The sequence below is a fragment of the Streptomyces sp. NPDC005898 genome, assembly GCF_040629635.1.
Classification (GTDB): Bacteria; Actinomycetota; Actinomycetes; order Streptomycetales; family Streptomycetaceae; genus Streptomyces.
In genome coordinates, this window is sequence record NZ_JBEXWC010000005.1 from 161,619 (window position 1) to 188,392 (window position 26,774).

Here is a 26,774-nt window from a genome sequence, read left to right on the forward strand (position 1 = left end):
GCCGTGCGGCAACGGATGACCGGATCCCAGCGATGCTGAGGCGGGTGAGGGACGTAAAGCAGAAGGCGACGGCGACGGCGGCGACGCCGAGGACCGTGGTGGCGGTCCTGGTCAGGGACGGCGTACTGCCGATGGAACTGGGCCTGGTCCACCAACTCCTCGGCACGGCGCGCGGACCGTCCGGGGACCTTCTCTACGAGGTCCGCACCTGCGCCCCGCGCCCCGGCAGGGTCCGCACGGACGCCGACTTCCCGATCTACGCGGAGCACGGCCTGGAGACGGTGGCGGCGGCGGACACGGTGATCGTGCCGGCGTCGCACGAGAGCGACGAGGACCTGGCGCCGGGCGGCCTGTCACCGGAGGTGGCGTCGGCGCTCGGCCTTCGGGAGGGGCGCAGGGTGGCGTCGATCTGCACGGGGGCGTTCGTGCTGGCGGCGGCGGGCCTGCTGGACGGCCGCAGGGCGACGACGCACTGGATGTCGTCGCCTCTCCTCGCGCGGAGGTTCCCGGCGGTGACGGTGGACGCGGATGTCCTGTACGTGGACGAGGGGGAGGTGCTCACCTCGGCGGGGGAGGCGGCGGGGATCGACCTGTGCCTGCACCTGATCCGCCGGGACCACGGGGCGGCGGTCGCGGCGGAGGTGGCCCGCCGCACGGTCGTCCCGCCCCACAGGGAGGGCGGCCAGTCCCAGTACATCCGCCGCCCGCTGCCGGAACCGGGCCTGACGTCGACGACCCGGGCGCGGGCCTGGGCCCTGGACCACCTGGCGGACCCGCTGACGCTGGCGGACCTGGCGGCGGTGGAGACGATGAGCGTACGCACGTTCAGCCGCCGCTTCCGCGAGGAGACGGGCCTGACCCCGCTCCAGTGGCTGACGCAACGCCGGGTGGACAGGGCCCGCGAACTCCTGGAGTCCACGGACCACACGATCGACCGCATAGCCACGGAATCGGGCTTCGGCACGGCGACGTCCCTGAGACAACACTTCGTCACGGCAGTAGGGGTGACCCCCGGCTCGTACCGAGCGACGTTCCGGGGCGGGGGGCGGTAGGGGTCCGCTCTATGCGCCGGCGGGGTGGGCGGCCGCCCGGCTGCCTCAGCCGCGCCGGTCGGCGAACAGGTACGAGGCGACTCCGACGGCACCGGCAACCCCGAGGACGGCCGGCCAGGCACCGACCTTCTTGGCCAGCGGATGCGACCCGGCGAACGCGGCGACGTACGCACCGGTGAGCGCCCCGGCAACCCCCACCCCGCCGGCCTCCCGCCACCGCCGAGCGGCAACACCCCCGGCCACGACCAACACGACCCCGCCGAGGGACCGGTTCTCGGTGAAACGGGCGGTGGCGTATCCGCCGATGAGGCCGCTCGCGGCCACGACTGCCCCCGGAATCCTCGCCATGATCGACCGCCTCTCAGTGGTATGTCCCTGATACGTCCTGGATGTCTCTCGGCTCGAGGCTAACGCGCGGTGGCCGGAGCACGGGAACGGGCTGGGCGGCTCCGCTTGGCCTCGGACGGGACCGGCCTTCGGCTCGGTCACCCGGGGCGCCGACCGGATGACCGTTTGACGTCGTCCCGCGCCGACCTCAGGGTGCCGGGTCCTCGGCGTCCTCCACCGGTCGAAGTGCGGTGGCCACCCGCGCGGCCACCAGCTCCGGGTCCTCGTGTTCCCAGAAGCGCAGAACGGTCCAGCCGAGGGATTCGAGATGGGCGGTCGTCCTGGTGTCGCGGAGGGCGTTCTTGTCGATCTTCTCGCGCCAGAACGCCGAGTTCGCCTTCGGGAAGGTGGCGTGCTCGGGGCAGCCGTGCCAGAAGCAGCCGTCCATGAACACGGCCACGCGCGCCCCGGGGAAGGCGATGTCGATCGTGCTGCGGGCCATTCCCGGAATGCGTCGCTGCAGCCGGAAGCGGAGGCCCGCGGAGTGGAGCAGGCGACGGACGGCCATTTCCGGTTTGGTGTCCCGGGAGCGCTGCTTCTTCATGCGCGCCGAAACGGCGAGCGACGAGGGGACGGGTCGTGGAGCGGACACGTTCTCAGTGTGAGGCGTCCGCCTCGTCCTCGTCACGGGCTTTCGGGGCCCAATCGGCGAGCGCACACCACTCGTCCTCGCCCGGGAGCGGCAGCCCGAGCGCCGCTCCGAGGACGTGGATGCCGAGGCGCGGCGGAACGGCGTTGCCGATCTGCTGGGCGATGTCACCGCCGGACCACGGGAACCGCTTCGGGAAGGTCTGGAGCCGGCCTGCCTCGCTGTGGCTGAGCCGGGGCAGATCACGCTCTGTCGCGTCGTCGGTGACGATGCGGTTGCGGGACACCTTGCCGGTGACGGTGGCGGACGGTTCGCAGGAACGACGGCGACCGCGGAGCTTGGGATCGCCGCCCGTGCCGTAGTTCGAGACGACCTGGAAGGGGAGAGTGCGCTCTGTCAACACGTCTTCCATGGCGACCCAGCTCTGGAAGACGAGGTCGCTCTCAGGGCGCGGAGCGCCCTTGCGGTAACGATGATGCGTGGGGTCGGGCAGGGCGACCTTCTGCGGGTTGCGCCGGGCGACGAGAATGGCTCGGCGTCGCGTCTGGGGAACGCCGTAGGCCTCGGTGTGCAGGACGTCGTAGTCCACCGAGTAGCCCTCCTTGTCGAGGACTTTCGCGTACTCCTCCCAGACGCGGATGGCCGCCGGCACCTGTTCGAGGACAATCGCGTCGTACGGGCGCAGTTCAGGGTCGTCGATGGCGCTCAGCACCCAGCGCAGGGGCTCGAGGACGAGCCCGGTGCGCTCGTCGTCCATGCCCTCGAGGGCGGCGTCGATGTCGGCGCGCGCCTCACGGTCGACGAGGCGCTGCGCGTAGTCGAAAAGCTCTTCGAGGGCACGGCGACCGGCTCCGGAACCGGCGACGGTGAAGCTCTGGCAGGGCGGGCCTCCGGCGAGGACGTTCGCCTCGGGAAAATCCTTCGGTCCGTAGGCGCGCACGTCGCCGTGGACGGTGTGGAGCCCGGCCGCGGTCCGGGTCGCGACGGCGTTGGCGTCCCACTCGATTCCCACGGAAGGCACACCCAGGATCGTCGCGGCCATGTCCAACCCGCCCGGGCCGGCGAAAAGGTCCACGATGCGGAAATCCACAGGTGGGCGCTGGTGAGGCAGAGCGACGGTCATGGTGAGCGAGTTTATAGGGGCTGGAGAGGACGAGGGGCCGCAGGAGGGCCCGGCCGGTCGAATCCGGGTCAGGCCGCCCCCGCGGATCAGCCTCTCGATGTCACGACACCGCCAGCGCGGCACTGATCGCGCGTCCGAGGACTTCGCCGACCGGGGGCGGGGAGGCGTTGCCGATCTGGCGGTATCGGGCGGTCTTGCGCCCCGCGAAGGCCCAGTCCTTGGGGAAGCCCTGGAGCATGGCAGTCTGTTCGACGGTGAGGGCCATCATGCCGTCGCGGCCGATGGCCGGATTCCAATCGAAGTCCGGACCCGGCACCTCGTTCGCGAGAGTGCCGCCGTCCACGCCGATGCGCGCCCAGGCCCGCTTGGAGCCGGTCGGCCCGAGATCCGCCCCGCCGCGATCCCAGGAACCGCCGACGAGTGTCGGAGCGACGTCGGTGGCCTGCGCCGCCCACTCGGCGGCCCGGGGCCACCCCCGGGAGGCCATGGAGGGGCCGAGCGTCTGACCGACGGAGTGGGGCGGTTCGGGGGAGGGCGGGGGGACCCGGAACGCGGCGGCGGCATCCGGGCTCCGGAAGGCGACGAGGATGCCCTGCCTGCGGTCCTGCGGCACACCGTAATGCGCGGCGTTGAGGACGAACCAGAAGGTCGAGCAACCGATCTCGGACAGCACTCGCTCCACGTGTTCCCGCAGGGGCGCATAGGTGTCGCTCGTGACGAGGTCCGGAACGTTCTCGATCAAAAGGGCGCGGGGACGCAGGGCGAGGGTCAGATCGAGGGTGGCATGGAAGACGGCCAGTTCATGATCGTTCCCCCGTTCGCGGGCGACGGCGGCCGACGCCTTCAGACGCGGCAGACCACCGGCGATCAGGTCGAGGTCCGTCAAGGCCGGGTCCCGGGCCAGCACGCCCGGGTCCAGCACACTTAGGTCCTCCGCGCAGAGGCGCCAGTCGGGACGGTTCATGCGCAGGGTGTCCAGGGCCACCGGGCGGTTGTCGATCAACAGGGCGGGTGTGAAACCCGCGTATTCGAGGCCGAGTGCGAGACCGCCGGCTCCCGCGCAGAGTTCCAGTGAGGACATGCGGGGCATGGGCGCCGGGGCCGGAAGGCCCGGTGTCTGCAAGGGTGTGGGTGCCGGCCCGGGCCGGTTCTCGGGCAGGGGCGCCGTCGTGGCGACCGGAGCGGGCTCCGATGTCGTCTGCTGTGTCGCCTCGGGGTGCAGGGCGGCGACCGATTCCTCGGCCACGGCGCGCAACTCGGCCTGCAGTTCGGCGTCTTCCAAGGCCTCGAAGATCACGAAAGGGGCGAGCCGGAGCAGGCGCTTGAGGAAGTCGCGCAGGGTCTCGCGCTCGGACAGGCCCCGGAGGTCGACGGCCGTCCAGGCGAGCAGGATGTTGCGCACGAGATGAGGGCTGCCGCCCAGGGACTTGCGGCGGGCGTAGATCTGGTCGAACGCCGCCTCTCCGAGGATGTCGAGCGCCGCGTACGGCTCGGCGGCCGACGTGTCCCGGACCAGATGGGCGCGCCACCACAGGCGGCCGAAGACGTGCCGGGTGAGGTCACTGGCGACGACCCGGTCGCCGGGAGGACGCGGGTAGCGCCAGTGGGCCACGTCCGGGAGCAGGACCAGCGCGAGGAAGGCCCAGACGTCGCCGGACGCGGCCTCCGCCGGCATCAGGTCCATCTCGGCGTGCAGGAGCGCGGCCAGTTCGAGGTCGAAGCGGGCCCGAGCCGCGCGGGAGGGTTCCTCGGGGAAGCCCGCGTGCTCGGCGACGCGCAGCACCCGCTCGCGCAGCTCGCGCAGCTGGGACTCCGTGATCCGATCCCCGCCGGTGGCGACATAGACCGCCGACTCGTGGCGATGTGCGACGTGTGCGGTCAGGTCGCGGGGTGACATCTCCCGGTATCGCTGGTGGAGCGACTTGGCCTGACCGGCGAGAAGGCGGGGGTAAAGGAGAGCCATGGCTCACACCTCCTTGAGGATGCGGGTCGCGGCCTGGAGGTCTGTGGCGAACAGACTCGGGGAGTTCTGTCGGAGCTGACGCAGGTCCTGGACGGTGCGGCCGGGAAACAGCCGGTGGAAGAGATTGGTCAGAGTGGCGCCCAAAGAATCGTCGGCGAAGTCGGCGTCGTCGACGAACTCCTCTTTCGACAGCGCGTGTTCCATCATGATCCGGGCGCAGTCGGAGTAGACCATCGAAAGGACGACGCGGTCCACCGGACCCGGCCTCGCGGCGTGCGCGAAGGCCGTGGACACCTCCTCTGCTCTCTCGTTGACGATGAGGAGCATGGAGCCCATGGCGGCACTGTTCAGGTCCGAGCCGAGTTGAAGATGCCAGGCAGCGTCATCCCTGAACGAGGTGTGGGCGAAGTCGATCACCGTCATGGGGAAGAGCGGCGCATCGCCCTGGAGGCGGAGCGTCGCGGAGTCGCCCCAGAGCAGCGATCCCGCGCGACGCGGCGCGAAGGGAGCGGCAGGACCGGCCGTACGGGAGAGGACGAGCACCGTTTCCAGGGAGAGCACCCCACCGAGTCGGGCACCCGGCAGGACGGCGCCGAGAGTGACCGTGCGCACTCCGTCACCGCTGAGAGGAACGCGCTGTACGGGACCGCGGAGGTTGGAGCCCGAAGCCGTCCAGATCGCCGCGAGGCAGAGCACGGCGCCGGCGCCCAGACCTGCCCCCTCTCGGGCGGTCGACAGGTCGACGTGCACGGTGCGGCTCAGCTCGACATCCATGCGGTAGTCCCAGAAGTCGAGTGACTCGGGGAGATCGGTCACGGCCCCGTCGAGGACGAGCTGCCAGGGCTCGGGGCGGACGCAAGAAGCCACGGGCGAGCGATAGGGGAGGGCGAGCCTGCTCACGACGCGGTCACCGCCTGGGTCTTCACGGTGATCTCCGTGATGGTGTCCGGTGCTGGGCGGACGACGGCGCGCCAGACGGTGTCGTCGCCGCCTTCGATGACGAAGGTGGGTGAGGCGTGGAGCGTGCCCGCCGGGTCCTCCCAACCGACGAGACCGGGCATGGCGGCCCCCGCGGGCGGGTCGGTCTCGCGGTTTCCGGTGCCGGGGAGGGCGACGGCCAGATCCACCCGAACGCGCTGCAGCATCGGCGCGGGGAGGGTGAATGCCTGCACGAGGACGGCATGCCCGAAGCGTTCCTCGTACGTCGTCTCGCCCGCGTATTTCACGCGCGGGCGGGGGGCTCGGACGGTGTCGTCCGTCGGGGACAGGGTCTCGGAGGCGTTCGAGCCCCGTCCCTTGCGGCGCGAGTCGGTGTGGCCGGCGTGGCGAGATCCGGACGGCTCCTCGTCGTCGTCCGGTGCCGCGACGGCGCGCCCCGTGGAGGACGCGCCGCCGTGGTCCGTGGCTCCGCCGGTGCCCCGGGCGCCGCCCACGAGCGGGGAGAAGCGGGCACTCGCCGCCCCCAGCGCCACGTTCGCCGAGCCTTCGCGGACGCCGCCGCCGAGTTGGAGGAGCTCGTCGACAGCTTCCTTGAGCCGGGTGAAGGTGGTGCGGACGAAGGTTCGGTCATGCCCCTCGAGGCGATGGTGGTTCCAGGCGTCGTGTGTGGGCGGTTCGGCCTCGGCGTAGGTGGCATCCATCTCCTCGGTGGCACGGAACACACCCGCGTACGAGAGGAGTTCGGCACCGGTCTCCCGCCCCGGCCAGTAGGTGACGACCAATTCGGCCGGACGCATCAGTGCCACGTGGTGCACGGACCGTTCGATCTGCACCATCTCCATGGCGCGACGTGCCGCGGGGGAGGGCTCCCGGGGCACGAGCGGACGCTGGACAAGTCCCAGGCGGCCCAGTTGCCTGACGGGTTTCTGGCACGACAGCGTCCGGCCCTCGTCGGTGGCGAGCTGCCGGTAGGCGTCCACGAAGAGATTGAGGGGGGAGGTGGTCCGCGGGTCCGGGACCGGGAAGTCACGCCCTTCGCAGGTGACCGAGAACTGCATCGGCAGCGTGCCGTCGGCACGCTCCAGCATCTTGGGCCACAGGTGCCAGGAGACCGTCTCCGCGAGATAGGCCGCAGCCTCTTTCGCCTCCATGCCGTCGAGGTGGGGTTCGAGCACGACGACACTCGTGCCGGTCTCCTCGGCACCGAATGGCGCGAGGCCCAAAAGGCGCGCGATCTCGTCCGCGTGGGTGCCGATGAGGGGGTCGATCACGTCACCGGACGCGTCCCCCCACCAGTGGCGGCCCGTGTAGCGTCGCTCGTTGCCCTCTGCGTCGACGGCTCGATGGCTGTGCGCCAGGGCGCAACCGATCAAGCGGGTTTCCAGCTCACCGCTCTCGTTGCGGCACCGGGTGTGCACGAGCACCGTGCCGAGCTCTGAGAGCAGATAGAAGATGGCCTTGCCGAAGCCGTAGGTACCGCCGCCGAGGCTGGTGTCCCGGGGCTCGCCCACGTTCCGGACGAAGGCGATGAAGTCCTGACGTCCTCTGGCGATCTGATGGGCACGGGTGGGGCCACCGAGGCCGTTCGTGCCACGGTCGGAGACCGTCATGATCCGGATTCCGGAGCGAAGCGCCCTGCGCAGGGCCAGGTGCTCGTTCGACGGGGCACCGTTCGACAGGAGACGCCGCCAGGCGTCAGCGTGTGCCGGGCCCACATACCCCAGATCGATGCCGAACCGAACCGGTCCGCCGTGTCGTGGATCCCTGGCGTCCCAACTGTTCTGGGCGGCTTCCCGCACGAGGACGGTGAGCAGGTCCAACTCGGGTCGGCCGAGTTGGTTGCGGATGCCCTCGGCCGCACTCGCGCCTTCCGGCGGGTAGGGCTGGGAGTACCACCGCGGTTCGATGCGCAGGTCCGTCACTCGTTCTCCCCGAGCATGGCCGCAAGGTGTCTTTCCACCTCGGTCATCGGCAGTGGGCCGGGCGTGGGCACGGTGAGGTCCACCGTGTACTCGATGTCGGTCACGTTCCCCGGCACCTCGGCGACGGCGAGGTCTGCGGCCGTTATCCGCGGGAATCCCGCCCCGACCGCATACCAGCGTTCGTCACGCACGAGAAACCGGGTCGTGCGGTAGCGCTCGGCGTCCACGGTGTGATAGCCGACCTCGGCGAGGAGGCCGAGCAGAGCGCTCTCGTCGTCGCTCAGTCGCAGGGCCTGTTCGACCAGATCCACGACGCTCGTTCCGTTCCCGCCTTCGGAGACACGCTCGACACGCAGGCAGGCCAGTTGCAGGGAGCCTCCCTCCGGTGGTTCCAGTTGGCGCAGCCCGTGGATGCGTACCCGCAACGCGTCACCGGTGGCCGTTTTGACCTCGACGGCCTCGGTCCCCGACGTGAAGTCGTGCGGCAGACCGGCCGGCCCCGTCCACAGCCTGTGGGCGCTGGGGTTCTCGGCGAGCAGGCGAAGGAGCAGATGCAGCTCGCCGTACAGGCCCGCGAGTTGCTCGGGGCCCAGCGGTGTCCCGGAGGTACGGAACAGGGACCGCCAGCGGTCCAGGACCCGGTGCAGGACCTTCAGCGGCCGGGACGTTGCGGGAGACCGGTCGTCCTCGCCGAGCCCGGCCATCTCCCGCAGGACGTCCTCGCCGAGCCGGGTGAACAAGTCATCGAGGTCGGGGCGCAGGCACGCGAGGTCGGCGTAGTGCTGGTAGACGTCCGCGTCCTCCAGCGGTCGCTTGCGCAGGCGCAGGACCTGGCCGTCGCGGATCTCGCGGACATGCTGATTCCCGGCGACGGGCACCAGGAGGTGGCGAAGGCCTTCGTGGTCGACGGCCGCGAGGACCGGCCCGCGTGCGGTGGTGACGGGAAGTCGAGCGGTACGGAGCCGATGGTCCGCGGACACGGGAGCGGCCATGAGGCCACGCCAGCTCTCTTCCAGGGCTCGCCGCATGTCGCTCACGCCGAGACCTCACCCTCGAGGGTGCGCAGGTCCTCGTCGTCGGTGTCCTCCAGCCGGATGCCGGAGAGATCGGCCGAGATGTAACTGCCGTCCCAGCTGACCTCACTGTCGTCACCGGTCTCCGGGAAGACGAGGCCGACACCGATCACGTGGTCCTCGGCTCCGAGCGGCTCACGGAACTGTTCGCGGCGCTCCGAGGGGCGGGAGTCCTTGTCGATGGGGTACAGCACGATGAGACCGGTGTCCGGAAGCTGCTTTCGGCGCTGGTCCGTGATCTCCTTCTCCGTCCATCCCCGAAGGGCGTCGGACAGGTCCACGGCGGCGTCCGCCCGGCTCATCAGCGTCTTGATGTCCGCGAAATCCGGGTCACCCGTGAGGTTGTGGAGACGGGCACGGGTGATGCGGCCGACGGTGACGTCCGGCGCGAAGGTGAAGTTCGCCGTGTCGTCGGACGCCGCGCGGTTGCCGACGATCGCGATGTTCCAGCGCAGGAGGGAACCCCGCTGCACACGGCGGCGGATGTAGGAGGAGATCAGTTGCGCGTCGCACTCCTGGGAGTTCTCGTGGAAGCGGTACCGGCTCAGGAAGTCGAGCACTCCTGTGTACGGGACTCCGCGCAGAATGTGTCGGCCCGTCTCGGGGTGCGAGTCATGCGTGGCGGCCTCGTCCACGGCGAGGTGCACCAGTTCCCGCGCGGCTCCCTGGTTGTCGCGCAGCCAATCGGCGCGGGTGTGGAAGTAGCGGGTCTGGATCCGACGCCCGCCGTACGCGGCACTTGCCCGGATCGCCGACTGCATCTTGGCGGCGGCGGTGACCCGGAGCACCGGATGCGTGCGCAGCCGGACGGCGAACGTCTGCGGGGTCTCGTTCTCGTGCAGGTACACGTCGATGTCACGACGCATGTCCGCCTCGACGGTGGCCAGATGTCGGAAGGAGGCGTGGAGTTCGGGTGTCATCCAGACTCGGGGGAGATCGGCGTAGCCGTGGCGGAAGCCGAACCAACGGCCCATCTGGAGAAGGGTGTCGTAGGCCGAAGCGGCGCGTACGAAGTAGGTGACGGCCAGGCCCTCCAGGGTGAGGCCGCGCGAGAACTTGTTGCCGCCGACCGCGATGGCGACCACCGGTCCGTTGTCGTAGTCGAGCGTGTCCTCGCTCTCGGAGTTGTCCATGATGATCCGGCAGTCCCGGATCACGCCCGGCAACTGTTCCAGCAGACTCTCGAAGGGGACCTTCGTCAGTCCGAAGTCCTCCGCGGGGACCCGGGCGGTCTCCTCGTCCCAGAGGGTGCGCAGGCGCCGCAGGGTCTGAGGGTCGTCGAGATGCTCCAGGGCGTGCGCACGGAGCTTCCTGAGCGGGGCGCGGAAACTGTTGTGGACCTGGATGCGCATGCTCGTGTGGATCAGCATGGTGGCGTGCTTGTTGCCGGTGCCACGCACGCGGCGGGCGGCGGTGGTGAGCCAGAAGTACTGGATCGCCTCGTCGAGGGTGTCGGTGATCTCAGGGGTGAAGCCCTCGGCGTCCGCCTTCGTCGCTGGGGTGACGAGGGGGACGTCTTCGGCGGGGATGCTGCGGATCATGTCGTAGCCGTCGTCGACGTCCTCCGGGTCCTCCCCGTCGAGGGCGTACCGGCCGAAGAGAACTTCTGTGCCGAAGTGCTCCTTGGGCTGGGGAAGGTTGACGATGAAGTCGCTGGGATACAGGTCCTTCGCCGCCGGGTCGATGAGGATGTTGGCGAAGGGGGTAGCCGTGTACCCGACGTAGGCCGCCTTCGGCAGGGTTTCGAGAATGCGCAGGATGAGCGGGTTGATCGAGGTCGTGGCGACACTGGCCTGGTCGGCCTCGTCGTCGATCACCAGTGCCGGGGCCTGCTGCAGGTACTCCGACGCCGACTCCAGCCACCGGGCGAACTTGCGGAGCACGAGGGCGTTCTTCTTCACGACGCACAGGACGTGCGTGGTGTTGCTGCCCCCGAAGAATGACGCCGCATTCTCTGTCGGCACGAAGTCACGGTCCAGGCCCGTGAGCTGTGTCCAGGCCGTCGGGTTCGACTCCACCAGCTGCTGGGCGAGGCGGGCCTGTGTCTGACGGCGCAGGCCGTTGTGGATGCCTGCGAGGACGATGAAGAGCTTGTATCCGCGATCGGCCGCCTTGGCCATCACCGAGGTGAAGTTGGTGGTCTTGCCGGACTGCACGTAACCGACGACCAGGCCGCGCGCGGCGAAGGCGGGTTCTTTGGGATGGTTCAGCAGGGAGACGACCCGCGTGGACGACGCGTCGAGATCCTTGAGGGCATCCGGGCTCCAGCCCGATTTCTCCAACGCGCTCCGGATGGCGGGCCACGCGCGGTCGTTCTCGCGGGGTCCGGTGTACCAGGTCTCCCGGTTGCCGTAGACCGCTACCCGCGGCTCCTCCATCTCCTTGATGGCGAGCAGTTGCTGTTCGTGGAACTCGCGGATGCGCTGGATCCGACCTTCGTCGACACCCAGGATCTCCAGCTGCTTCACCGCTTCCGCCGGCGTGCTGGTCTCGAGGAGACTGCGGAAGACGTCATACATCTGGTCGAGTTCGCTGCTCACTTTTTCCCTTACCGGACCACCCGTGGCACCAGTACGCCGCGTACTTGCCTGGGTCAACGACCTAGCTGTGTTCGTGCAGATTCAATGGATGCGGAACGTGTCTCGATCGTGCATGCGGGTGACCGGTCGGCCGGGGCCGACCGGGAATGCGCATTGCTCGACAGAGGAATCCTCGAGTCGAGGGCGTGGGGGTGAGGGAGACGGTATCGCACGCGCGTCTCATTCAATTTGTTGTGGCGGAAACAGGCCCGGCGTTCTGCCGAAAACATGCAGAGCCGCACGCATGGGACGCAGCGCCACTATCGCTGCCCGTGGCACTCCCCATAGACCACCCCGGACCCGCACCAGCACTCTCCCCCGGTGTCCGGCGGCCAGGACACCGCGCGGCCTCGGGCTGCCAACGTCGTGGCGTATTGGGGGAGTAGGTCCGGGTGGTCCGGGGAGGTGGATTCTGAGGCTGCGAAGGCCTCGTAGGAGGGGACCGTGCCGGTGACGATGCCGAGGTTGGGGGTGCCCGAGGCGGAGAGTTCGCGCAGGGAGGACTCTATGGTCGCCAAGTGCGCCTCGTGCGAGGGGTATTCGGCCGTCAGGGACGGGTACGCCGTCACGAGTTCCGTCAGTTCCGCTTTTGGCCAGTGCAGGACCGCCACCGGGAAGGGGCGGGACAGGGCCTCGCGGTAGGAGCCGAGTTCCGCCTGGATGCGGGTGATCTCCGCGCGGAGTTCCGCGGGGTTCTCCGAGCCCAGGGACCAGACCCGCTTGGGGTCGTGCAGTTCGTCCAGGGGGACGGGCGCCGTCGAGACGCGGTCCGCCAAGGTGTCCCACGCGTCGTGGTCCGCGCCGAGCAGGCGGCGTACGCGGTGGCGGCCGAAGAGCAGCGGGTGCGTCGCGTACGGCGGGTCCGGTGTCTCCGGCGGGAGCAGCAGCGTCACCGCCTCCGTGAACGTGGCGTGCGCCTGCTCCAGTTCGTCGTGCGCTTCCAGGGACTCCGCCACGATCACCCAGGGCGCCGGGTCCCGGGGGGCCGCCGCGCGGACCCCGTCGATGATGGCGCGGGCCTCCGCCTCGTGGTCGTACTCCCAGAGGTTCGCGGCCTTCAGGGCGCGGATGAGCACGGGGGAGGACGGGGGGTGCTCGGTGTCGGCGGACAGCAGGCGGTCGTAGAGCGTCGTCGCGCGCTCGCGGACGCCGGCCAGTTCGAGGTGGGCGGCGGCCTGGAGGAGCAGTTGCTCGGCGTCCTCCGGGTACAGGCCGGCCGTGCGTTCCAGGCGCGCGGCTTCGGCGATGTGGTCGGCGTCGACGTGATCGGCGGCGGCAGGCTTCTCGGGGCGCATACGGGACACGGTACTGCCGAGCGGGCCTTCCGCAGAGGGCACGGTCCGTCGGATCGGCCGGGGGGATCCTTCTCCCTGCCTCGCCTCGCGGCGACGTGCCTCGCGGCGACGTGCCTCGCGGCGACGTGCCTCGCGGCGACGTGCCTCGCGGCGACGTGCCTCGCGGCGACGTGCCTCACGGCGACGTGCCTCACGGCGACGTGCCTCACGGCGACGCGCCTCGCGGCGACGCGCCTCGCGGTCGTCCGCGTGGCGGTGAGCAGTAGACCGGCCACCGGGGCGCCCTGCCGTCTGTCGTTCGTCGTCCCGGCCGAATCGGTCCGTCTTCCTAGGACGGGGCTTGGCGACCCCCTCATCCGTGCGGCCCCGTCCGTGATGCCGCCCGGATCGGGGTCGGCCATGGGCGGAACCGGGGGATCCGGTCAGTCGCGTGTCGGTCGGGTCGGCCCAGCCCGTGCACCCGGCTCCTTCAGTGCAGCGACATCGGTCCTGTATAACGGGGCAAGAGGACTGCCCCGGAGACGGAGACGGGGGTGGAGACGGAGTCGGGGAGGAGGACACGCGGTGCGAGAGTTGATGCGTAGTGGGAAAGCCGCCGCGCGCCCGGCCCTGCTCCTGCTGTTCCTGCTCGTCGAGCTCGTCCTTGTCGACGCCGGCAGCCTCACCGCGGCCGTCGCCCTCGCCGCGACCGCTGCCGCGGGGGCCGCCCTCGCCGTCTGCTCCCTGCTCGCCGCGCGCTGCGCGCCCCCCGTGCCCCGCACCCGCGTGCGTACGGCCATCCGCGACCGTGAGCGGCGTACCGCCTTCCTGCCCCAGCGCGACCCCGACGCCCGGGGCCGCAGGCGTCCCCGAGCACCCGGCCGTCACCTTCCGACGGCCGCGTAGGGGACCACACACGTCACCCGAGCCCCTCGCGGTTCGTCCTGCCGACGCGACGTCTTTTCGACCTCGCCTCTCCTCTCCCGGCACGACGAGACCCCTCGGAGGGTTCCTCCATGACCAGCTTCCTGTCCCCTTGCATGTCCGTCTTCGCGGACCTGGTCGCGCGCATGGCCGACCTGCTCGGCCCGCTGTTCCACGGCTCGGCGACCGCCGCCGCGATCGTGCTCTTCACCGCCTGCGTACGACTCCTCGTCCACCCCCTGTCGCGCGCCTCGGCCCGCGGGCAGAAGGCGCGCGCCCGGCTCTCGCCGCAGATCGCGGAGTTGCGCAAGAAGCACGGCAAGAATCCCGAGCGGCTCCAGCAGGCGGTCCTCGAACTGCACCGCAAGGAGCGGGTCTCGCCCCTCTCCGGCTGCCTGCCGAGCCTCTTCCAGCTGCCGGCGTTCTTCCTGCTCTACCACCTCTTCTCCAGCTCCGGCCTCGGCGGCGAGTCGAACGCGCTGCTCGGTCACACCCTCGGCGCCGCGCCGCTCGGCGGCCGGTGGGCGAACGCCCTGGCCGACGGCGGGGTGTTCGGGGCGCGGGGGCTCGTCTATCTGGCGCTGTTCGTGATCGTCGCGGCGGTCGCCACGTTCAACTACGTACGCACCAAGCGGCAGCTCGCCGCCACGCCGCTTCCGCAGGCCGGTGACCGGCCGACGCCCGGCATGGGCGCCATCACCAAGATCATGCCGCTGATGTCGTTCATGACTCTGATCACCGTCGCCGTCGTGCCCCTGGCCGCCGCGCTGTACGTGGTGACCAGTACGACGTGGAGCGCCGTCGAGCGGGCGGTGCTCTACCGGGACATGCCCGGCGGGATGCCGCTGGCGGCCGCAGCCGGCTGACGGCCCGGGACGCGTGACTACCGCTGAGTAAGGGTCCAGTACGTGAACGGGGTCTTGCGGAGCGGACAGTCACCTTGGACGATCGACCAAACCTCCGATGGCCGCACCCCATCGGCCGGGCTACCGAAGGAATGGAGTTCGACCATGAAGCTGCTGCGAGTCGGTACGGCCGGGGCGGAGCGGCCCGCTCTGCTCGACGCCCAGGGGACCCTGCGGGACCTGTCGGGGCTCGTCACGGACATCGACGGGGCGCTGCTCTCCGACGGCGGCACGCTCGACCGGATACGGGCCGCCGCGGACGCCGGGGTGCTGCCGGCGCTCGCGGCCGAGGGGGTGCGGATCGGGCCGCCGGTCGCGCGGATCGGCAAGGTCGTCTGCATCGGGCTCAACTACCACGACCACGCCCGCGAGACGGGCGCCGAACCGCCCGCCGAGCCCGTCGTCTTCTTCAAGGCGGCGGACACGGTGATCGGCCCGGACGACACCGTGCTGGTGCCGCGCCGGTCGGTGAAGACCGACTGGGAGGTCGAACTGGCGGTGGTCATCGGACGTACGGCCCGCTATCTGGAGTCGCACGAGCAGGCGCTGGCGCACGTCGCGGGGTACGCGGTGGCGCACGACGTGTCCGAGCGGGAGTTCCAGATCGAGCGGGGCGGCACCTGGGACAAGGGCAAGAACTGCGAGACGTTCAACCCGCTCGGCCCCTGGCTCGTCACCGCCGACGAGGTACCGGACCCGCAGGCGCTGTCCTTGAAACTCTGGGTCAACGGCGAGCTGAAGCAGGACGGCACGACCGCGCAGCAGATCTTCCCGGTGGCCGAAGTGGTGCGCTACGTCAGCCAGTTCATGACGCTCTACCCCGGCGACGTCATCAACACCGGTACGCCGGCGGGCGTGGCGATGGGGCAGCCCGAGCCGAAGCCGTATCTGCGGGCGGGCGATGTGGTGGAGCTGGAGATCGAGGGGCTGGGGCGGCAGCGGCAGTCACTGAAGGACGCGTAGGCCCGGCCCGGGTCTTTTGCGGGGCTGCGGTGCTCTGCCCCCTGCCTCTGCCCTTGGCTTCGGGCCTCGGGCCTCGGGCTTCGGGCCTCGGGCCTCGGGCCTTGGGGGGGGGTGGCTCCTGCCCGGGGGGCTTTGGGTGGGGCCCTGTGCTCCCTGGCCGGGTGCCCTGGGGGGCTCGGCACTCCCCGCCCGGGTTCATGGAGCGGGGAGTGCCGAGACCGTAGGGCTGGGGTTCCTGTCCGAGGTCCCGGCGCAGGGCCCGGCCGGGGGCGTCGCCGCCTACGCGGTGGTGAAGCGCTCCAGCGCCTCCACCACCAGCGCGTGGTCCTCCACCTGCGGCAGGCCCGAGACGGTCACCGCGCCGATGACGCCCGCGCCCGCGACCGCCAGCGGGAACGCGCCGCCGTGGGCCGCGTACGTGTCGGGGTCCAGGCGGGAGGAGGCCTCGAACGTCGTGCCCTTGGCGCGGAAGCGGGAGCCGACCAGGTACGACGAGCAGCCGTAGCGTTCGACGACGCGGCGCTTGCGGGCGATCCAGGCGTCGTTGTCCGGGGTCGAACCGGGCAGCGCCGCGTGGAAGAGCTGCTGGCCACCGCGGGTGATGTCGATCGCCACCGGGGCGCGGCGCTCGCGCGCCAGTTCCACCAGGAGCGAGCCGAGCGCCCACGCGTCGTCGTACGTGAAGCGGGGCAGCACCAAGCGGCGCTCCTGGGCCTCCAGTTCGGTGACGGTCGGGGCGCTGGCGGTCGGGGCGGTGGCGGCCGAGGCCTTGGAAGGCGGGGCCGTGGTCTCCCGCGCCGCGGTCACAGCGTCACCGTCACACCGTCGCGGCCCGAGCGGCGGGCCGCCTCCAGGACGTCCAGGGCCTCGGCGGCCTGGAGCGCGGTGACGGGGTTCTCGCCGGTGCCGCGCAGGGCGTCGGACACCGCCGCGTAGTAGGCGGGGTAGTCGCCGGGCAGCGTCGGCACGGGGCGGCCGCCGCCGGTCACCGGGGACTCCCCGGCGCCGATCCGGCCCCACATCGTCTCGGGCTCCACGCCCCAGGGGTCCCGCGTCGCGGGCCGCCCGCCCTCGCGCAGGGCCGCCTCCTGGGGGTCCAGGCCGTACTTCACGTACCCGGCCTCCGAGCCGAGGACGCGGAAGCGCGGGCCGAGCTGGGAGGTCGTGGCGCTCATGTACAGGTGCGAGCGGACGCCGCTCGCGTGGGTCAGGGCGATGAACGTGTCGTCGTCGGCCTCCGCGCCCGGGCGGCGGACGTCCGACTCGGCGTACACGCTCGTGGCCGGGCCGAACAGCACCAGGGCCTGGTCCACGACGTGGCTGCCCAGGTCGTAGAGGAGACCGCCGATCTCCTCCGGGTCCCCGGACTCGCGCCAGCCGCCCTTCGGCTTCGGCCGCCACCGCTCGAAGCGGGACTCGAAGCGCCATACGTCGCCCAGCGCGCCGTCCGCCAAGAGCCGGCGCAGTGTGCGGAAGTCGTTGTCCCAGCGGCGGTTCTGGAAGACGGACAGGAGCAGCCCGCGCTCCTCGGCGAGGGCGGCCAGCTCGCGGGCCTCGGCGGCCGTGCCGGCGATCGGCTTGTCGACGACGACCGGCAGGCCCGCCTTCAGGGCGGCGGTGGCGAGCGGCACGTGCGTCTTGTTGGGGGACGCGACGACGATCAGGTCCAGGTCGTCCGCCCGGTCCCACAGTTCGTCCGCCGAGGCCGCGCAGCGCAGGCCGTCGCCGAACTCGGCGCGGGCCTGGTCCTGCCGCTGGGGGTTCGACGTCACGACCGTGTCGAGGGTCAGGCCCTCGGTGGCGGCGATCAGCGGGGCGTGGAAGACGGAGCCCGCGAGGCCGTACCCCACGAGGCCGACGCGCAGGGGGGCGCCGGCATCGCTGTCGCTGTCGGTGCCGGCAGCCGAGCTTGTCGCAGTTGCGGAGGTCGAGGTCCCAGTCATGCTTTCCACTTAAGCAACGGTGTTGCCAAAGTGCAAGCGGAGGGGACAATGACGGGGTGAAGTCGTACGGGAACAGGGTGAACACCGGAGTGAACCTGCCGGCGCTGCGCGGGCACAACGCCGCGTTGGTGCTCGATCTGCTGCGCGCGGCGGGCGAGGCGGGCATCAGCCGTCTGGAGCTGGCCGAGGGCACGGGGCTCACCCCGCAGGCCGTCAGCAAGATCACCGCGCGGTTGCGGGCGGAGGGGCTGGCCGCGGAGGCGGGCCGCCGCGCCTCGACGGGCGGCAAGCCGCGCACCGTCCTGCGCCTGGTCCCCGACGCCGGCCACGCGGTCGGCCTGCATCTGGACCGCGACGAGCTGACGGCGGTCCTCGTCGACCTCACCGGCACGGTGGTCGCCGAACGCCGCGCCCCGCTCGCCTTCGGCGCGGGCGCGGAGGCGGTCGTGGAGACGGCGGCGGAGGAGGTACGGGGGTTGCTGACGGAGTTGGCCGACCGGGGGGCGGTGCCCGGTGCCGGGCGGGCAGGGGCGCCTGGGGCGTTGCCCGGCGCCGGGCGGGCGGTGGCGACTGGGCCTGTGCCCGGAGTCGGGCGGGCGGTGGAGCCCGGTGAGGGGGCGGGTGTCGGTCCGGCGGCGAGTGACGCGGGCCCCGGTGAGGTCTCCGGGGCGGTGCCCGGCGCCGGGCGGGCAGTGACGCCTGCGCCCGGAGTCGGGCGGGCGGTGGGGCCCGGTGAGGCGGCGGGTGTCGCTCCGGCGGCGAGTGACGCGGGCCTGGGTGACGTATCCGGGCAGGTGCCCGGTGCCGGGCGCCCGGCGGCGCCTGGGGGTGCGCCCGGTGCGGAGCGGGCGGTGGGGTCCGAGGCTGCGTCCAGTGGCGGGCGAGCGGCCGGGTCTGGCGTTACGTCCGGACGCGGGCCGGCGGCCGGTCCCGGGCCCCGTGTGTCCGGCGTCGGCGTCGCGCTGCCCGGGCCGCTCGATCATGTGGGCGGGGTGTTGCGGCGGGTGACGGGGTTTCCGGCCTGGGACGGGTATCCGTTGCGGGACGCGCTGGCGGGGCGGCTCGGGCTGCCGGTCGTCGTGGACAAGGACACCAACGCCGCCGCTCTGGGCCTGGCCCTCGCCGGTGCCGACGCCGGCGGCTCCTTCGCGTATCTGCACCTGGGCACAGGGCTGGGCGCCGGGCTCGTGCTCGCGGGCTCCGTTCACCGCGGGGCACGCACCGGGGCCGGCGAGTTCGGCCATCAGGTGCTGCAGCTGGACGGTCCGCCCTGCGCGTGCGGGGACCGGGGCTGCGTCGAGGCGCTGTGCCTCGCGGCCGTCGCCCGGGGCGATCTGGACGAGGCCGCGCGCGTGCTCGGCACGGCCGCGGGCAACCTTGTCGGGCTGCTCGACATCGACCGCGTCCTGCTGGGCGGACGGACCGTGTTCGCCGCCGAGGAGCTGTTCGTACGCGGCGTGGGTACGGTCGTCGCCGCCCGTGCCCGGCGTGGCGGCGGGGCGGCGGACGTGCCCGTCGCCCTCGCCCCGGGAGGCGAACGCGCCGTCGCGGAAGGCGCGGCCCAGCTCGTCCTCGCGCCGCTGTTCGGCCGGGCGGAGGTGGCGTTCCCCGCCCATCGCCGCGGCCAGGACCCCGCCTGATCGTGCGCCTACGGGGCGTCCCCGTCACCGGGTGCCCCGTCAGGTCGGGTCCCCTGGCGATCACCGTGGAGGGGGTCCCGCCTCTCCGCCGGTGGTGCGCCGGTCCGTCGCCCCTCAGGTCGGGTTCCCCGTCAGTGGTCCCGGGCGGGCCCCGTCTCTTTGGGTGCTGGTGGGCCGGCTGTCGGTCTCGCCGCAGCCTGGCCTCCAGGGTCGGCGTCCCCGCCAATGGCTCCGGCGTGGCCGCCCGTGATCGTGCGCGGTGGGTCGGCGGACCGGTCCTGCCGCCGCCGGACCCCTCGGGTCGGATCCCGTCAAGGGCTCCCGGCAGGGGCCCCGTCGTCGTGCGGTCATGGGCCTGCCAGGCGGCCCTGTGGCCGCCTGGCGCCTCAGGCCGGCTCCCGCGAATCGCCCCGGGCGGGGCCCATCCGTTCGTACGTTTGTGGGCCCGTGGGGCGGCCCTGTCGCCCCCTGACACCCCCTCAGGTCGGCTCCCGCGAATCACCTCGGGCGCAGCTCGCCCGTTCGCGCGGCGTTGTGCGCCGGCGGACCAGTCCTGCCCCCCCCGGGCCCCAGGACGGCTCCCCGTCCATGCCCCCGGGCAACGAACGCCCCATCGCGCATGCGGCTCCCCCTCCCGCGACTACCGCCCGGTCGTCAAAGGCCGGCGTCCCGCCAATCGCCCCCGGCGTGATCCCGCCTGATCGTGCGGTTGTGGAACCGCCGATCGGGTCTACCGCCGGGTGGCGCCGGGGGGTGGGGCCGGGGGCGTGGCAAGGTCCCCGCATGCGATTCCGCAGTTCTCTCACCTTCGGCGTCGCCACCACCGTCGCCGCCGCTCTCACGTCCGCCGCCGCGCCGGGGCCGGCCGCGGCCGCACCGCAGGTGCGTCAGCAGCGGCACGCCGTCGTGGTGCCGCCCGCCTGCGGCACCGCCGACAGCGACGTCTTTCCCATCGACACCCGCATCCACGAGGGGCCCGCCGCCTACCGTCCGGGCGGTGACCGGCAGGGCTGGACGATCGACCTCACCAACACCACCGGCGACCCCTGCTCGGGCGTCCACCCGATCCTGGTCCTGGTGGACCAGCGGCAGCCGCTGCGGTCCGAGCAGATCAGGCTGGAGTTCCACGACGGGACGCGCTGGCGGCCCGTGCGGTTCGTGCGGACCGATCAGGACGAGCACGTCGGTGTCTTCGACGACGGCTTCCCCGGGTTCACGGTCGGCCCCGGCGAGAGTGTCGAGGTCAAGGTCAGGCTCGGCTTCAGCGCCGACACGCGGCCCACCCGCGTCGTGGCGTCCGCCGCGCTCGTCCAGCGCAGGGACGACGACGGCGAGTGGGTCGGCGACTCCAACGACTACGCGTTCACCGTCGCGGCCGACGCCCCCGAGGAGCCGTCCCCCACCGGGCGCGCGGACTCGATCGAGCGCGCGGACTCCATCGAACAACTGGCGCAGACCGGCGTCATCACCCTGCTCGGCCTCGGGGCCGCCGCCGGCACGCTCCTCCTCGGCGGCGCGGCCCTGCTGGCCCGCCACCGGCGCCTGCGCTCGGGCACCCGCCGCCCCTGACCCCGGCCGGGCCCACTCCGGGCACCGTGCCCGGAGTGGCGGCGTGGCGGACCGCGAGATGGGGACGAACAGCCGAGGGGCGACCGAGGGGCGAGATCGCGACTTCCTGTCGCACACAACGTGTTTGGGCCTGACCTGCGGAAACGTCGGTTCAGTGGTGTGCGAGGGCTTGCTCTGGCCGCTTGGGCCAGTTAGCCCTCAGCGGCCAGAGCACCCGTCGATCACACGAGGTCGACCAGGTCCGCGATCGAGTCCTTCACGTGGGTCGGCCGGTAAGGGAAGCGGCTGACGTCGTCCGCAGTGGCTGTCAGGCCGGTGAGCACCAGAAAGGTCTCCATCCCCGCTTCCAGTCCGGCGAGAATGTCCGTGTCCATTCGGTCGCCGATCATTGCGCTCGTCTCCGAGTGGGCGCCGATAGTGTTGAGCGCAGTCCGCATCATCAGAGGATTGGGCTTGCCGATGAAATAGGGCTTCTTGCCGGTAGCCGCAGTGATCAACGCTGCGACGGCTCCCGTGGCGGGAAGCGCTCCCTCGGCAGATGGGCCCGTCTCATCAGGGTTCGTGGCGATAAACCGAGCGCCATCGTTGATGAGCCGCACCGCCTTGGTCATAGCCTCGAACGAGTAGGTTCGGGTCTCACCCAAGATCACGAAATCAGGCTCGGTATCCGTCAGGACATACCCCACCTCGTGCATGGCTGTCGTCAGGCCGGCCTCACCGATGACATAGGCGGAGCCCCCAGGGTGCTGGTCGTCCAGGAACTTCGCAGTGGCCAGAGCGGAGGTCCAGATGTTCTCCGCGGGCACGTCCAGGCCAATGCGGTTCAGCCGGGCGTGCAGGTCCCGCGCCGTATAGATCGAATTGTTGGTCAGGACCAAGAACGGCTGGCCGGAGTCACGCAGCTTCTTGATGAAGGCATCAGCTCCTGGCACTGGGATGCCTTCGTGCATAAGCACCCCGTCCATGTCGGTCAACCACGATTCGATGGGCTTACGCTCTGCCATGTTGCCGGTCTCCTGTACGCAAGGGCCTGCTGGGTGCCGGGACGACACTGTGCCGCGACGCCCACAGCGTAGCCAGAGGGGCGCCGGTTGATTCATTCACCGTGGCCTGCGATGAGACGGCACCCTGTCGCCCACGGCGGCTGGGCAGGCTCCTGCGCTGGGCTCACGGCATCGGCGAGCCCAGCGGCTGCCCCCCCAGAGCGGGAAGGGCCAGCCACTAATCATTCATTCACGCATCTCAGGTGGAGTACTCCAGCTCTGTAAGCGCCATCTGCCGAACGGCCGGCACGAGGTCGTCCACGTTGAGGGAGTCCAGGTGGCGTCGAAGCGCCTGGCGAGCCTCACGCAGTCGCTCGACCAACGCGCCCCCGGTGATGTCGCCAGGGAGGATGGTCCGCCGGAACTCCGGGTCCTCGATCGCATCCGCCACCAGCTTCTCCACCAGCCACATCGGGGTGCGTTCCCGGATGGCGAAGGTCAGGTGGATGCTGTCCTCGTCCGTGACGACGTGCGGGTTGTGCACCCACCCGCGCGGCACCAGGAGGGACTGGCCCGGCTGCAGGTCGACCTCCATGTCCGGGCCGGCGGCCTCCCACGTGGAGATGTAGTGGTCCCGCCAGACACGCCAGCTCTCGTTATGCTCCCGCATCGGAGCCTCAACCGGCGGCTCCCAGAGCTGCCACCGTTTCGTCCCCGCGATCTGGACGATCACGGCCATCTGCTGGTCCCAGTGGTGCCGTAGGCCCTGGTTGGCCGGCGGGGTGAGGAACGTGTGGATGTAGTTCGAGTACCCGGTCTCCTGCTGGATGTCCCGGGAGACCTGGGCCATGGCGGGGATGACGCGCTGGAGGTTGCCGAGGCGGATCGTGTGACCGCTCTCGTACAGTCGCGCGAGCTTCGCGCGGTCGGCCCGGCCATCCGTGGTGAACGCCTTCTGGTTCAGAGACGGGTTGGGCGCCTTGACGATGGCGATCTCCTCGGCAGGGACGCACCCTCTGAAGACGTAGCCCCGGATCACCTCCGCGGAGGCCACCTCGTCCAGGGCCGTCTTACCGCGCTCATAGACGCGAGGTTCATCCGGCCACGAGGTCAGCAGATCGGTTACGCCGTTCTCGGGCAGTATGAGACGCAGCGACATTGCGTCGCCTCCTTCCGTGCAGGATCACGAAGGGGGGAGCGGGCAGGAAATCTCAGGGTGGAACCTGTTCGGGCAGCACACCACGGACAGTGAGAGGAGGCCCTTCGAGGAGGTGTAGTGCACCCAGCACACGTCGACTCCGCGCGGCAGCACGTCGGCGGCGTAATCCAGTTTCACGTCGAGATCGGCATACGCCTGGCGCCCGTCCTCCCGCTCGAACGGCCGGTTCGCCTCGTACTGCTTTCGCATCCAGGCCAGGGCACCCCCCGCATCCGTCCACGTGAGGTCGACGGAGACCTGGTTCTTCTTCATCAGCCAGTGGCCGGTCATCATCGGCGGCACGTTGCCGGTCTGGAACTCCGCGGCGGCTGCGCGGTACTGAACGAGGAGTTCTTGGTGCTTCGCGTCCTCGGGGCCTGACACCATCGGCGGGCCGTTGGGATGCGCCGGCCGTCGTCTGCCCTCCTTCGCATACTCGAACGCGGCTCCGATCCATGGCCCAAACCCGTGCCAATGCCCTGACCAGCTCATACGTGCCCTTCTGGGAAGTGCAGGGCCGCCCCGCCGAAGCGGATCGACCCTTCTCGTCACCTGGTGGGGAAGCGCCAGATCAGAGCGCCAACCCCCGCTTTTTCGCCCAGCCGACGACGAAGTCGTCCACCTCAGCGCCGGTGAAGCGCAGCTCCTTGCCCGCGCCCTCCGGCTTGTTGTCGGTGAGGACGAACGCCGACTCCGCGCCGGGGATCGCGGCCACCTCGATGCAGGACTCGTGCTCGCCTTGAAGGTTGCCGCCGCAGAAGTTTTCGAACATCGCACCCTTGACGGGCAGGTTGTAGATGCTGCTGGACATGGGAATGACCTCCCTGTGCAACTGCTGTGCGGAGAGACGTTCTCCGCGCCGTCGTGCACTTGCGACCCGCCCCGGCCCGACCTGTCCTTCTTCGGGGGGTGGCTGGCCGGGATGGGCGTTCAGTTCCACCCCCGCGAGGGCAACGCCGTACGGGGGAGCCGGCGGACTTTCACTCACGGGGGTGGAAGATCATTGGTTGACGACCCAGAGGGCTGCGCCGACCGACGAGCAGGGCAGGATCATGAGCCCCTGGAAGAACCACTGCCGCCAGCCGAGTGGGCGTCGGCGCCGGCTCTTGCCATGCCGAGCCCGAGCGCCACCATGAGGGCGAGCAGCATCAGGACGTAAATGACCTGCTGCGCCCTGGGACTCACGAGACACCCGTCCCGCTCCTCTGGCTGTAGACCCACAGAAGGTGTCGAGCCAGGTTGGCGACATCGCGCATGAAGAAGTACGCGGCGAAGGCCGGCGCGTCAGGGGTGGGACGGTGCCGCAGGTCGAGCAGCTTGTACGCCCTGCTGTACAGCTCCTTGACAATGTCGTCGCTGTCCGCCCCCAGGTCTTCAGCCAGAAGCCGTTCCAGGTGGCCGATCAGGGCGGGCGTCCGCGCGTCGATCTCATCGCGGGTCGTCGTCCCCAGTTGCATCGCGAGGGCGCTGTCGGTGCTGTCCCTGATCAGCTCATCGTCGATCGCTGGCCCGTCGACGCTCGAAGTGCTGCTGCTCTCGCTCACGGTGGACACCACGCATCTCCCCTCGGTATTGCACCGAAGTGCAGATTCCTTGGCTGCTCGGTTCGGAACGACCGTAGAGCGGTCTGCAAACAACAACCAAGAAGATTGCGCGAGTTTGCAGCAAGCGGATTGACGGTGGCGAACGCGCCCTCGACCATCGAGGTGCCGCGCAATCTCGCGCAAGGCAGACGACAGGAGAACAACCATGAAACTACGGTTCCTTGGTAAGGACTCCAAAGTGGGCGACTGCCCTACCCTATACGCCACCGACCAGGACACTTACCTCGTCCAAGGCTGGAGGATTGCCCTGGACGACCCTCGGGTCCAGCTCGACATCCCCGCGGGGAAGACCGCGGTGGAGGTTCCCGCCGAGCTGTTCGAGCACCTGGGGAAGGACGGTCTTCCCTCTGGCGAGTTCAAGCGTCTCGAGGACCCGCTCATGGTCCTCACACCGAGTGGTACGTACGTTGTGCAGGGCCAGGAGGTGACCGATCCCGAGACCCTGGCCCAGATGTCGATTCCGGACTACGAGACGGTGGTCGAGGTCTCCAAGGCCGCGATCACAGCCCTACTGGAGGAACCACGTGGAGCTGATCTCCAGCGCCGAGCGCAACCGGCTCATTGAGGCGGTCGCGCACGATGCCTTCCATCTGGAGCTGAGGGATGACTACTCGGTGCCGTTGGAGGACGGGCCGTATGAGAAGTGGCTCGCGGGAGTGGTCGACAACGCCTTCATGGGCTCGTGGCTGATGATGGTCCGAGGGCTGACCCAGGAGGGCAAGACGGTGCGGCGGGTCCGCGTCGTGACTGAGCCGCACACTCCATACATCCGTTGGGAGCACGAGGGAACTCCGCTCAACGAGGAGGCCGGCGAGCAGATCCGATGGTTGCCGCGCCACAAGTTGCCCGAGGGCCTGGTCTTTCCGGTCGAAGGCAACGACTGGTGGCTCTTCGACGACAAGCTCCTGGCAGTCGGGCACTTCGACGAGAACGGAAGGGTCCTCGGTTCCGAAGTGATCGACGATCCCGAGACGGTCGCCGAATGTGTCCGTGTCCGGGACCTTCTCTGGGACTCTGCAATCCAGCACTCCGAGTACAAGCCTTGACCGAGCAGTGAACAACCAGGCACAGGAGACCCGCGAGGCGTTGGGTGCCCGGCTGCGTGGATTCCGCAAGGACGCGGGGTTCACCAGCGGCCGGGCCTTCGCTGCTGTCACCGGTTGGCAGGAGTCGAAGGTCTCTCGCATCGAGAACGGCAAGCAGAACGCGAGCGAGGACGACATCCGGGTCTGGTGCGAGAAGACCGGCCGCTCGGCCGAGATCTCGGACCTGGTCGCCACCGTCCGACACATAGACGAGCTGTGGATGGAGTGGCGCCGACAGCTCCAAGAAGGCACTGAGAACCGCCAGAAGAGGTCCCTGCCGCTCTACCAGAAGACGAAGGTGTTCAGGATCTGGGACCCCTCCACGATCTGGGGCACCATCCAAACCTCCGACTATGCGGAGGTCATCTTCGAACAGGTGTCGAACTTCTATGAATCGCCGGTCGACACGGAGGCTGCCGTGGCCAAGCGCCTTGAACGACAGTCGTACCTCTATAAGGGCGATCGAATCTTCAACGTGCTCCTTGGCGAGCAGGCCCTCTACTCGAACCACGGCGGGTCGGGGGTCATGAGGGCTCAACTCGACCGACTGATAGCGGTGATGGCGCTACCTCGACTCAGCCTGGGCATCGTCCCACGGTCGGCCCCCCTCGAACTCTGGATCGGACATGCCTTCTCGATGTTCGACGACAAGCTCGTGATGGTGGAGACCTATTCCGCGGAGATGTCAGTGACGCAGCCGCGGGAAGTCGAGCAATACCGGAAGGCATTCGAGTTTCACCGGCAGTCTGCCGTCTACGGGCAGGCCGCGAGGGAGCTAATCCTGAAGGCCATCCAGCATTTTCAGCGCATGGGAAGGGAAAACCGTGAATGAAAAGCCGAATTGGCACACAAGTAGCTACACGAAGTCGGATACTTGCGTCGAAGTCGCCGATAATGACCCGACTGAGATCAAGGTGAGGGACTCGAAGAATAAGGAGGGCGCCGTTCTGGCCTTTCCCCCCACTTCCTGGATGAGCTTCGTGGAATTCAGTACGGCGTTCGACGTGTGAGCGGCTCATCGACCGGCCCCTCTCCGCGAGGGGGCCGTCGCGGGCAGAT

General features: G+C 70.2%; 26 protein-coding genes. 10 read left to right on the forward strand and 16 right to left on the reverse strand.

Features of this window, described 5'->3' with window-relative positions; genetic code table 11:
- Positions 1-44 precede the first annotated feature (44 nt).
- Positions 45-1,052 (forward strand): helix-turn-helix domain-containing protein, encoded by a 1,008-nt coding sequence (locus ABZ385_RS09760; RefSeq protein WP_358910712.1) that lies wholly within the window; start codon positions 45-47, stop codon positions 1,050-1,052.
- 45 nt (positions 1,053-1,097) lie between these two features.
- On the opposite strand, the gene ABZ385_RS09765 is transcribed toward ABZ385_RS09760, so the two are convergent.
- The 9 genes from ABZ385_RS09765 to ABZ385_RS09805 form a co-directional block, all read right to left on the reverse strand.
- Entirely contained in the window at positions 1,098-1,400 is a 303-nt protein-coding gene (locus ABZ385_RS09765; protein ID WP_358910714.1) for a hypothetical protein, read from the reverse strand.
- 187 nt (positions 1,401-1,587) lie between these two features.
- On the reverse strand, positions 1,588-1,983 hold the full coding sequence (locus tag ABZ385_RS09770) for a very short patch repair endonuclease (RefSeq protein WP_358910870.1): 396 nt from the start codon (positions 1,981-1,983) through the stop codon (positions 1,588-1,590).
- Between the two features lie 52 nt (positions 1,984-2,035).
- The gene (locus ABZ385_RS09775) at positions 2,036-3,151 is read right to left on the reverse strand and encodes a DNA cytosine methyltransferase (RefSeq protein WP_358910715.1); all 1,116 of its coding nucleotides are present in this window, start codon (positions 3,149-3,151) and stop codon (positions 2,036-2,038) included.
- Between the two features lie 100 nt (positions 3,152-3,251).
- Entirely contained in the window at positions 3,252-5,114 is a 1,863-nt protein-coding gene (locus ABZ385_RS09780) for a DUF6339 family protein (protein WP_358910717.1), read from the reverse strand.
- A gap of 3 nt (positions 5,115-5,117) precedes the next feature.
- Complete coding sequence (locus ABZ385_RS09785) at positions 5,118-5,981, reverse strand: hypothetical protein (RefSeq protein ID WP_358910719.1); 864 nt, start codon at positions 5,979-5,981, stop codon at positions 5,118-5,120.
- A gap of 29 nt (positions 5,982-6,010) precedes the next feature.
- Positions 6,011-7,975 (reverse strand): hypothetical protein, encoded by a 1,965-nt coding sequence (locus ABZ385_RS09790; RefSeq protein WP_358910720.1) that lies wholly within the window; start codon positions 7,973-7,975, stop codon positions 6,011-6,013.
- The gene (locus ABZ385_RS09795; RefSeq protein WP_358910872.1) at positions 7,972-9,003 is read right to left on the reverse strand and encodes a PD-(D/E)XK motif protein; all 1,032 of its coding nucleotides are present in this window, start codon (positions 9,001-9,003) and stop codon (positions 7,972-7,974) included. Before ABZ385_RS09795 ends, ABZ385_RS09790 begins: the two co-directional genes overlap by 4 nt.
- A 5-nt stretch (positions 9,004-9,008) precedes the next feature.
- Entirely contained in the window at positions 9,009-11,588 is a 2,580-nt protein-coding gene (locus tag ABZ385_RS09800; protein ID WP_358910722.1) for a Z1 domain-containing protein, read from the reverse strand.
- A 299-nt stretch (positions 11,589-11,887) separates the two neighbouring features.
- Positions 11,888-12,922 (reverse strand): SEC-C domain-containing protein, encoded by a 1,035-nt coding sequence (locus tag ABZ385_RS09805; RefSeq protein ID WP_358910724.1) that lies wholly within the window; start codon positions 12,920-12,922, stop codon positions 11,888-11,890.
- A 576-nt stretch (positions 12,923-13,498) separates the two neighbouring features.
- Here ABZ385_RS09805 and ABZ385_RS09810 point away from each other — a divergent pair.
- From ABZ385_RS09810 to ABZ385_RS09820, 3 genes are all read left to right on the forward strand, one after another.
- Positions 13,499-13,807 carry a DUF6412 domain-containing protein gene (locus tag ABZ385_RS09810; protein ID WP_358580063.1) on the forward strand — a complete coding sequence of 103 codons (309 nt, stop codon included), beginning with the start codon at positions 13,499-13,501 and terminating at the stop codon, positions 13,805-13,807.
- A gap of 122 nt (positions 13,808-13,929) precedes the next feature.
- Positions 13,930-14,691: a YidC/Oxa1 family membrane protein insertase gene (locus tag ABZ385_RS09815; protein ID WP_358910874.1), complete on the forward strand. Its 762-nt coding sequence runs from the start codon at positions 13,930-13,932 to the stop codon at positions 14,689-14,691.
- A gap of 144 nt (positions 14,692-14,835) precedes the next feature.
- Positions 14,836-15,693: a fumarylacetoacetate hydrolase family protein gene (locus ABZ385_RS09820; protein WP_358580060.1), complete on the forward strand. Its 858-nt coding sequence runs from the start codon at positions 14,836-14,838 to the stop codon at positions 15,691-15,693.
- Positions 15,694-15,972: 279 nt separating this feature from the next.
- On the opposite strand, the gene ABZ385_RS09825 is transcribed toward ABZ385_RS09820, so the two are convergent.
- Both ABZ385_RS09825 and ABZ385_RS09830 read right to left on the reverse strand, forming a co-directional pair.
- The gene (locus tag ABZ385_RS09825) at positions 15,973-16,413 is read right to left on the reverse strand and encodes a heme-degrading domain-containing protein (RefSeq protein WP_358580173.1); all 441 of its coding nucleotides are present in this window, start codon (positions 16,411-16,413) and stop codon (positions 15,973-15,975) included.
- A gap of 83 nt (positions 16,414-16,496) precedes the next feature.
- Positions 16,497-17,636, reverse strand: a complete 1,140-nt coding sequence (locus tag ABZ385_RS09830; RefSeq protein ID WP_358910726.1) for a Gfo/Idh/MocA family oxidoreductase — start codon at positions 17,634-17,636, stop codon at positions 16,497-16,499.
- A 77-nt stretch (positions 17,637-17,713) separates the two neighbouring features.
- On the opposite strand from ABZ385_RS09830, the gene ABZ385_RS09835 reads away from it, so the two are divergent.
- Positions 17,714-19,276 (forward strand): ROK family protein, encoded by a 1,563-nt coding sequence (locus tag ABZ385_RS09835; RefSeq protein ID WP_358910728.1) that lies wholly within the window; start codon positions 17,714-17,716, stop codon positions 19,274-19,276.
- Positions 19,277-20,059: 783 nt separating this feature from the next.
- Positions 20,060-20,845 carry a hypothetical protein gene (locus ABZ385_RS09840; RefSeq protein WP_358910729.1) on the forward strand — a complete coding sequence of 262 codons (786 nt, stop codon included), beginning with the start codon at positions 20,060-20,062 and terminating at the stop codon, positions 20,843-20,845.
- 221 nt (positions 20,846-21,066) lie between these two features.
- On the opposite strand, the gene ABZ385_RS09845 is transcribed toward ABZ385_RS09840, so the two are convergent.
- The 5 genes from ABZ385_RS09845 to ABZ385_RS09865 form a co-directional block, all read right to left on the reverse strand.
- Positions 21,067-21,849: an HAD-IIA family hydrolase gene (locus ABZ385_RS09845; protein ID WP_358580051.1), complete on the reverse strand. Its 783-nt coding sequence runs from the start codon at positions 21,847-21,849 to the stop codon at positions 21,067-21,069.
- Positions 21,850-22,087: 238 nt separating this feature from the next.
- On the reverse strand, positions 22,088-22,987 hold the full coding sequence (locus ABZ385_RS09850) for a cupin domain-containing protein (RefSeq protein WP_358580049.1): 900 nt from the start codon (positions 22,985-22,987) through the stop codon (positions 22,088-22,090).
- 24 nt (positions 22,988-23,011) lie between these two features.
- A complete protein-coding gene (locus tag ABZ385_RS09855) occupies positions 23,012-23,518 on the reverse strand; it encodes a hypothetical protein (protein WP_358910731.1) in 507 nt (168 codons plus the stop codon).
- A 79-nt stretch (positions 23,519-23,597) separates the two neighbouring features.
- Positions 23,598-23,837, reverse strand: coding sequence for a DUF397 domain-containing protein (locus tag ABZ385_RS09860; RefSeq protein ID WP_358910733.1), 240 nt, complete (start codon positions 23,835-23,837; stop codon positions 23,598-23,600).
- A gap of 370 nt (positions 23,838-24,207) precedes the next feature.
- Entirely contained in the window at positions 24,208-24,570 is a 363-nt protein-coding gene (locus tag ABZ385_RS09865) for a hypothetical protein (RefSeq protein ID WP_358580043.1), read from the reverse strand.
- 205 nt (positions 24,571-24,775) lie between these two features.
- Here ABZ385_RS09865 and ABZ385_RS09870 point away from each other — a divergent pair, with 205 nt between their 5' ends.
- Genes ABZ385_RS09870 through ABZ385_RS09885 form a run of 4 tightly spaced genes read left to right on the forward strand, consistent with a single transcriptional unit; the run spans position 24,776 to position 26,725 of the window.
- Positions 24,776-25,195 (forward strand): hypothetical protein, encoded by a 420-nt coding sequence (locus ABZ385_RS09870; protein ID WP_358580040.1) that lies wholly within the window; start codon positions 24,776-24,778, stop codon positions 25,193-25,195.
- Positions 25,155-25,676, forward strand: a complete 522-nt coding sequence (locus ABZ385_RS09875; protein ID WP_358580039.1) for a DUF6879 family protein — start codon at positions 25,155-25,157, stop codon at positions 25,674-25,676. The genes ABZ385_RS09870 and ABZ385_RS09875 overlap by 41 nt, the downstream gene beginning before the upstream one ends.
- 7 nt (positions 25,677-25,683) lie before the next feature.
- A complete protein-coding gene (locus ABZ385_RS09880; protein ID WP_358910735.1) occupies positions 25,684-26,547 on the forward strand; it encodes a helix-turn-helix transcriptional regulator in 864 nt (287 codons plus the stop codon).
- Entirely contained in the window at positions 26,540-26,725 is a 186-nt protein-coding gene (locus tag ABZ385_RS09885) for a DUF397 domain-containing protein (RefSeq protein ID WP_358910737.1), read from the forward strand. Before ABZ385_RS09880 ends, ABZ385_RS09885 begins: the two co-directional genes overlap by 8 nt.
- Positions 26,726-26,774: the final 49 nt, after the last annotated feature.

Excerpts from the sequence above, each read along its gene's own strand:
- ABZ385_RS09765 (WP_358910714.1), bottom strand. The coding sequence starts at position 1,400 with ATGGCGAGGATTCCGGGGGCAGTCGTGGCCGCGAGCGGCCTCATCGGC.
- ABZ385_RS09770 (WP_358910870.1), bottom strand. The coding sequence starts at position 1,983 with ATGAAGAAGCAGCGCTCCCGGGACACCAAACCGGAAATGGCCGTCCGT.
- ABZ385_RS09775 (WP_358910715.1), bottom strand. The coding sequence starts at position 3,151 with ATGACCGTCGCTCTGCCTCACCAGCGCCCACCTGTGGATTTCCGCATC.
- ABZ385_RS09780 (WP_358910717.1), bottom strand. The coding sequence starts at position 5,114 with ATGGCTCTCCTTTACCCCCGCCTTCTCGCCGGTCAGGCCAAGTCGCTC.
- ABZ385_RS09795 (WP_358910872.1), bottom strand. The coding sequence starts at position 9,003 with ATGCGGCGAGCCCTGGAAGAGAGCTGGCGTGGCCTCATGGCCGCTCCC.
- ABZ385_RS09805 (WP_358910724.1), bottom strand. The coding sequence starts at position 12,922 with ATGCGCCCCGAGAAGCCTGCCGCCGCCGATCACGTCGACGCCGACCAC.
- ABZ385_RS09810 (WP_358580063.1), top strand. The coding sequence starts at position 13,499 with ATGCGTAGTGGGAAAGCCGCCGCGCGCCCGGCCCTGCTCCTGCTGTTC.
- ABZ385_RS09820 (WP_358580060.1), top strand. The coding sequence starts at position 14,836 with ATGAAGCTGCTGCGAGTCGGTACGGCCGGGGCGGAGCGGCCCGCTCTG.
- ABZ385_RS09830 (WP_358910726.1), bottom strand. The coding sequence starts at position 17,636 with ATGACTGGGACCTCGACCTCCGCAACTGCGACAAGCTCGGCTGCCGGC.
- ABZ385_RS09840 (WP_358910729.1), top strand. The coding sequence starts at position 20,060 with ATGCGATTCCGCAGTTCTCTCACCTTCGGCGTCGCCACCACCGTCGCC.
- ABZ385_RS09845 (WP_358580051.1), bottom strand. The coding sequence starts at position 21,849 with ATGGCAGAGCGTAAGCCCATCGAATCGTGGTTGACCGACATGGACGGG.
- ABZ385_RS09850 (WP_358580049.1), bottom strand. The coding sequence starts at position 22,987 with ATGTCGCTGCGTCTCATACTGCCCGAGAACGGCGTAACCGATCTGCTG.
- ABZ385_RS09855 (WP_358910731.1), bottom strand. The coding sequence starts at position 23,518 with ATGAGCTGGTCAGGGCATTGGCACGGGTTTGGGCCATGGATCGGAGCC.
- ABZ385_RS09860 (WP_358910733.1), bottom strand. The coding sequence starts at position 23,837 with ATGTCCAGCAGCATCTACAACCTGCCCGTCAAGGGTGCGATGTTCGAA.
- ABZ385_RS09870 (WP_358580040.1), top strand. The coding sequence starts at position 24,776 with ATGAAACTACGGTTCCTTGGTAAGGACTCCAAAGTGGGCGACTGCCCT.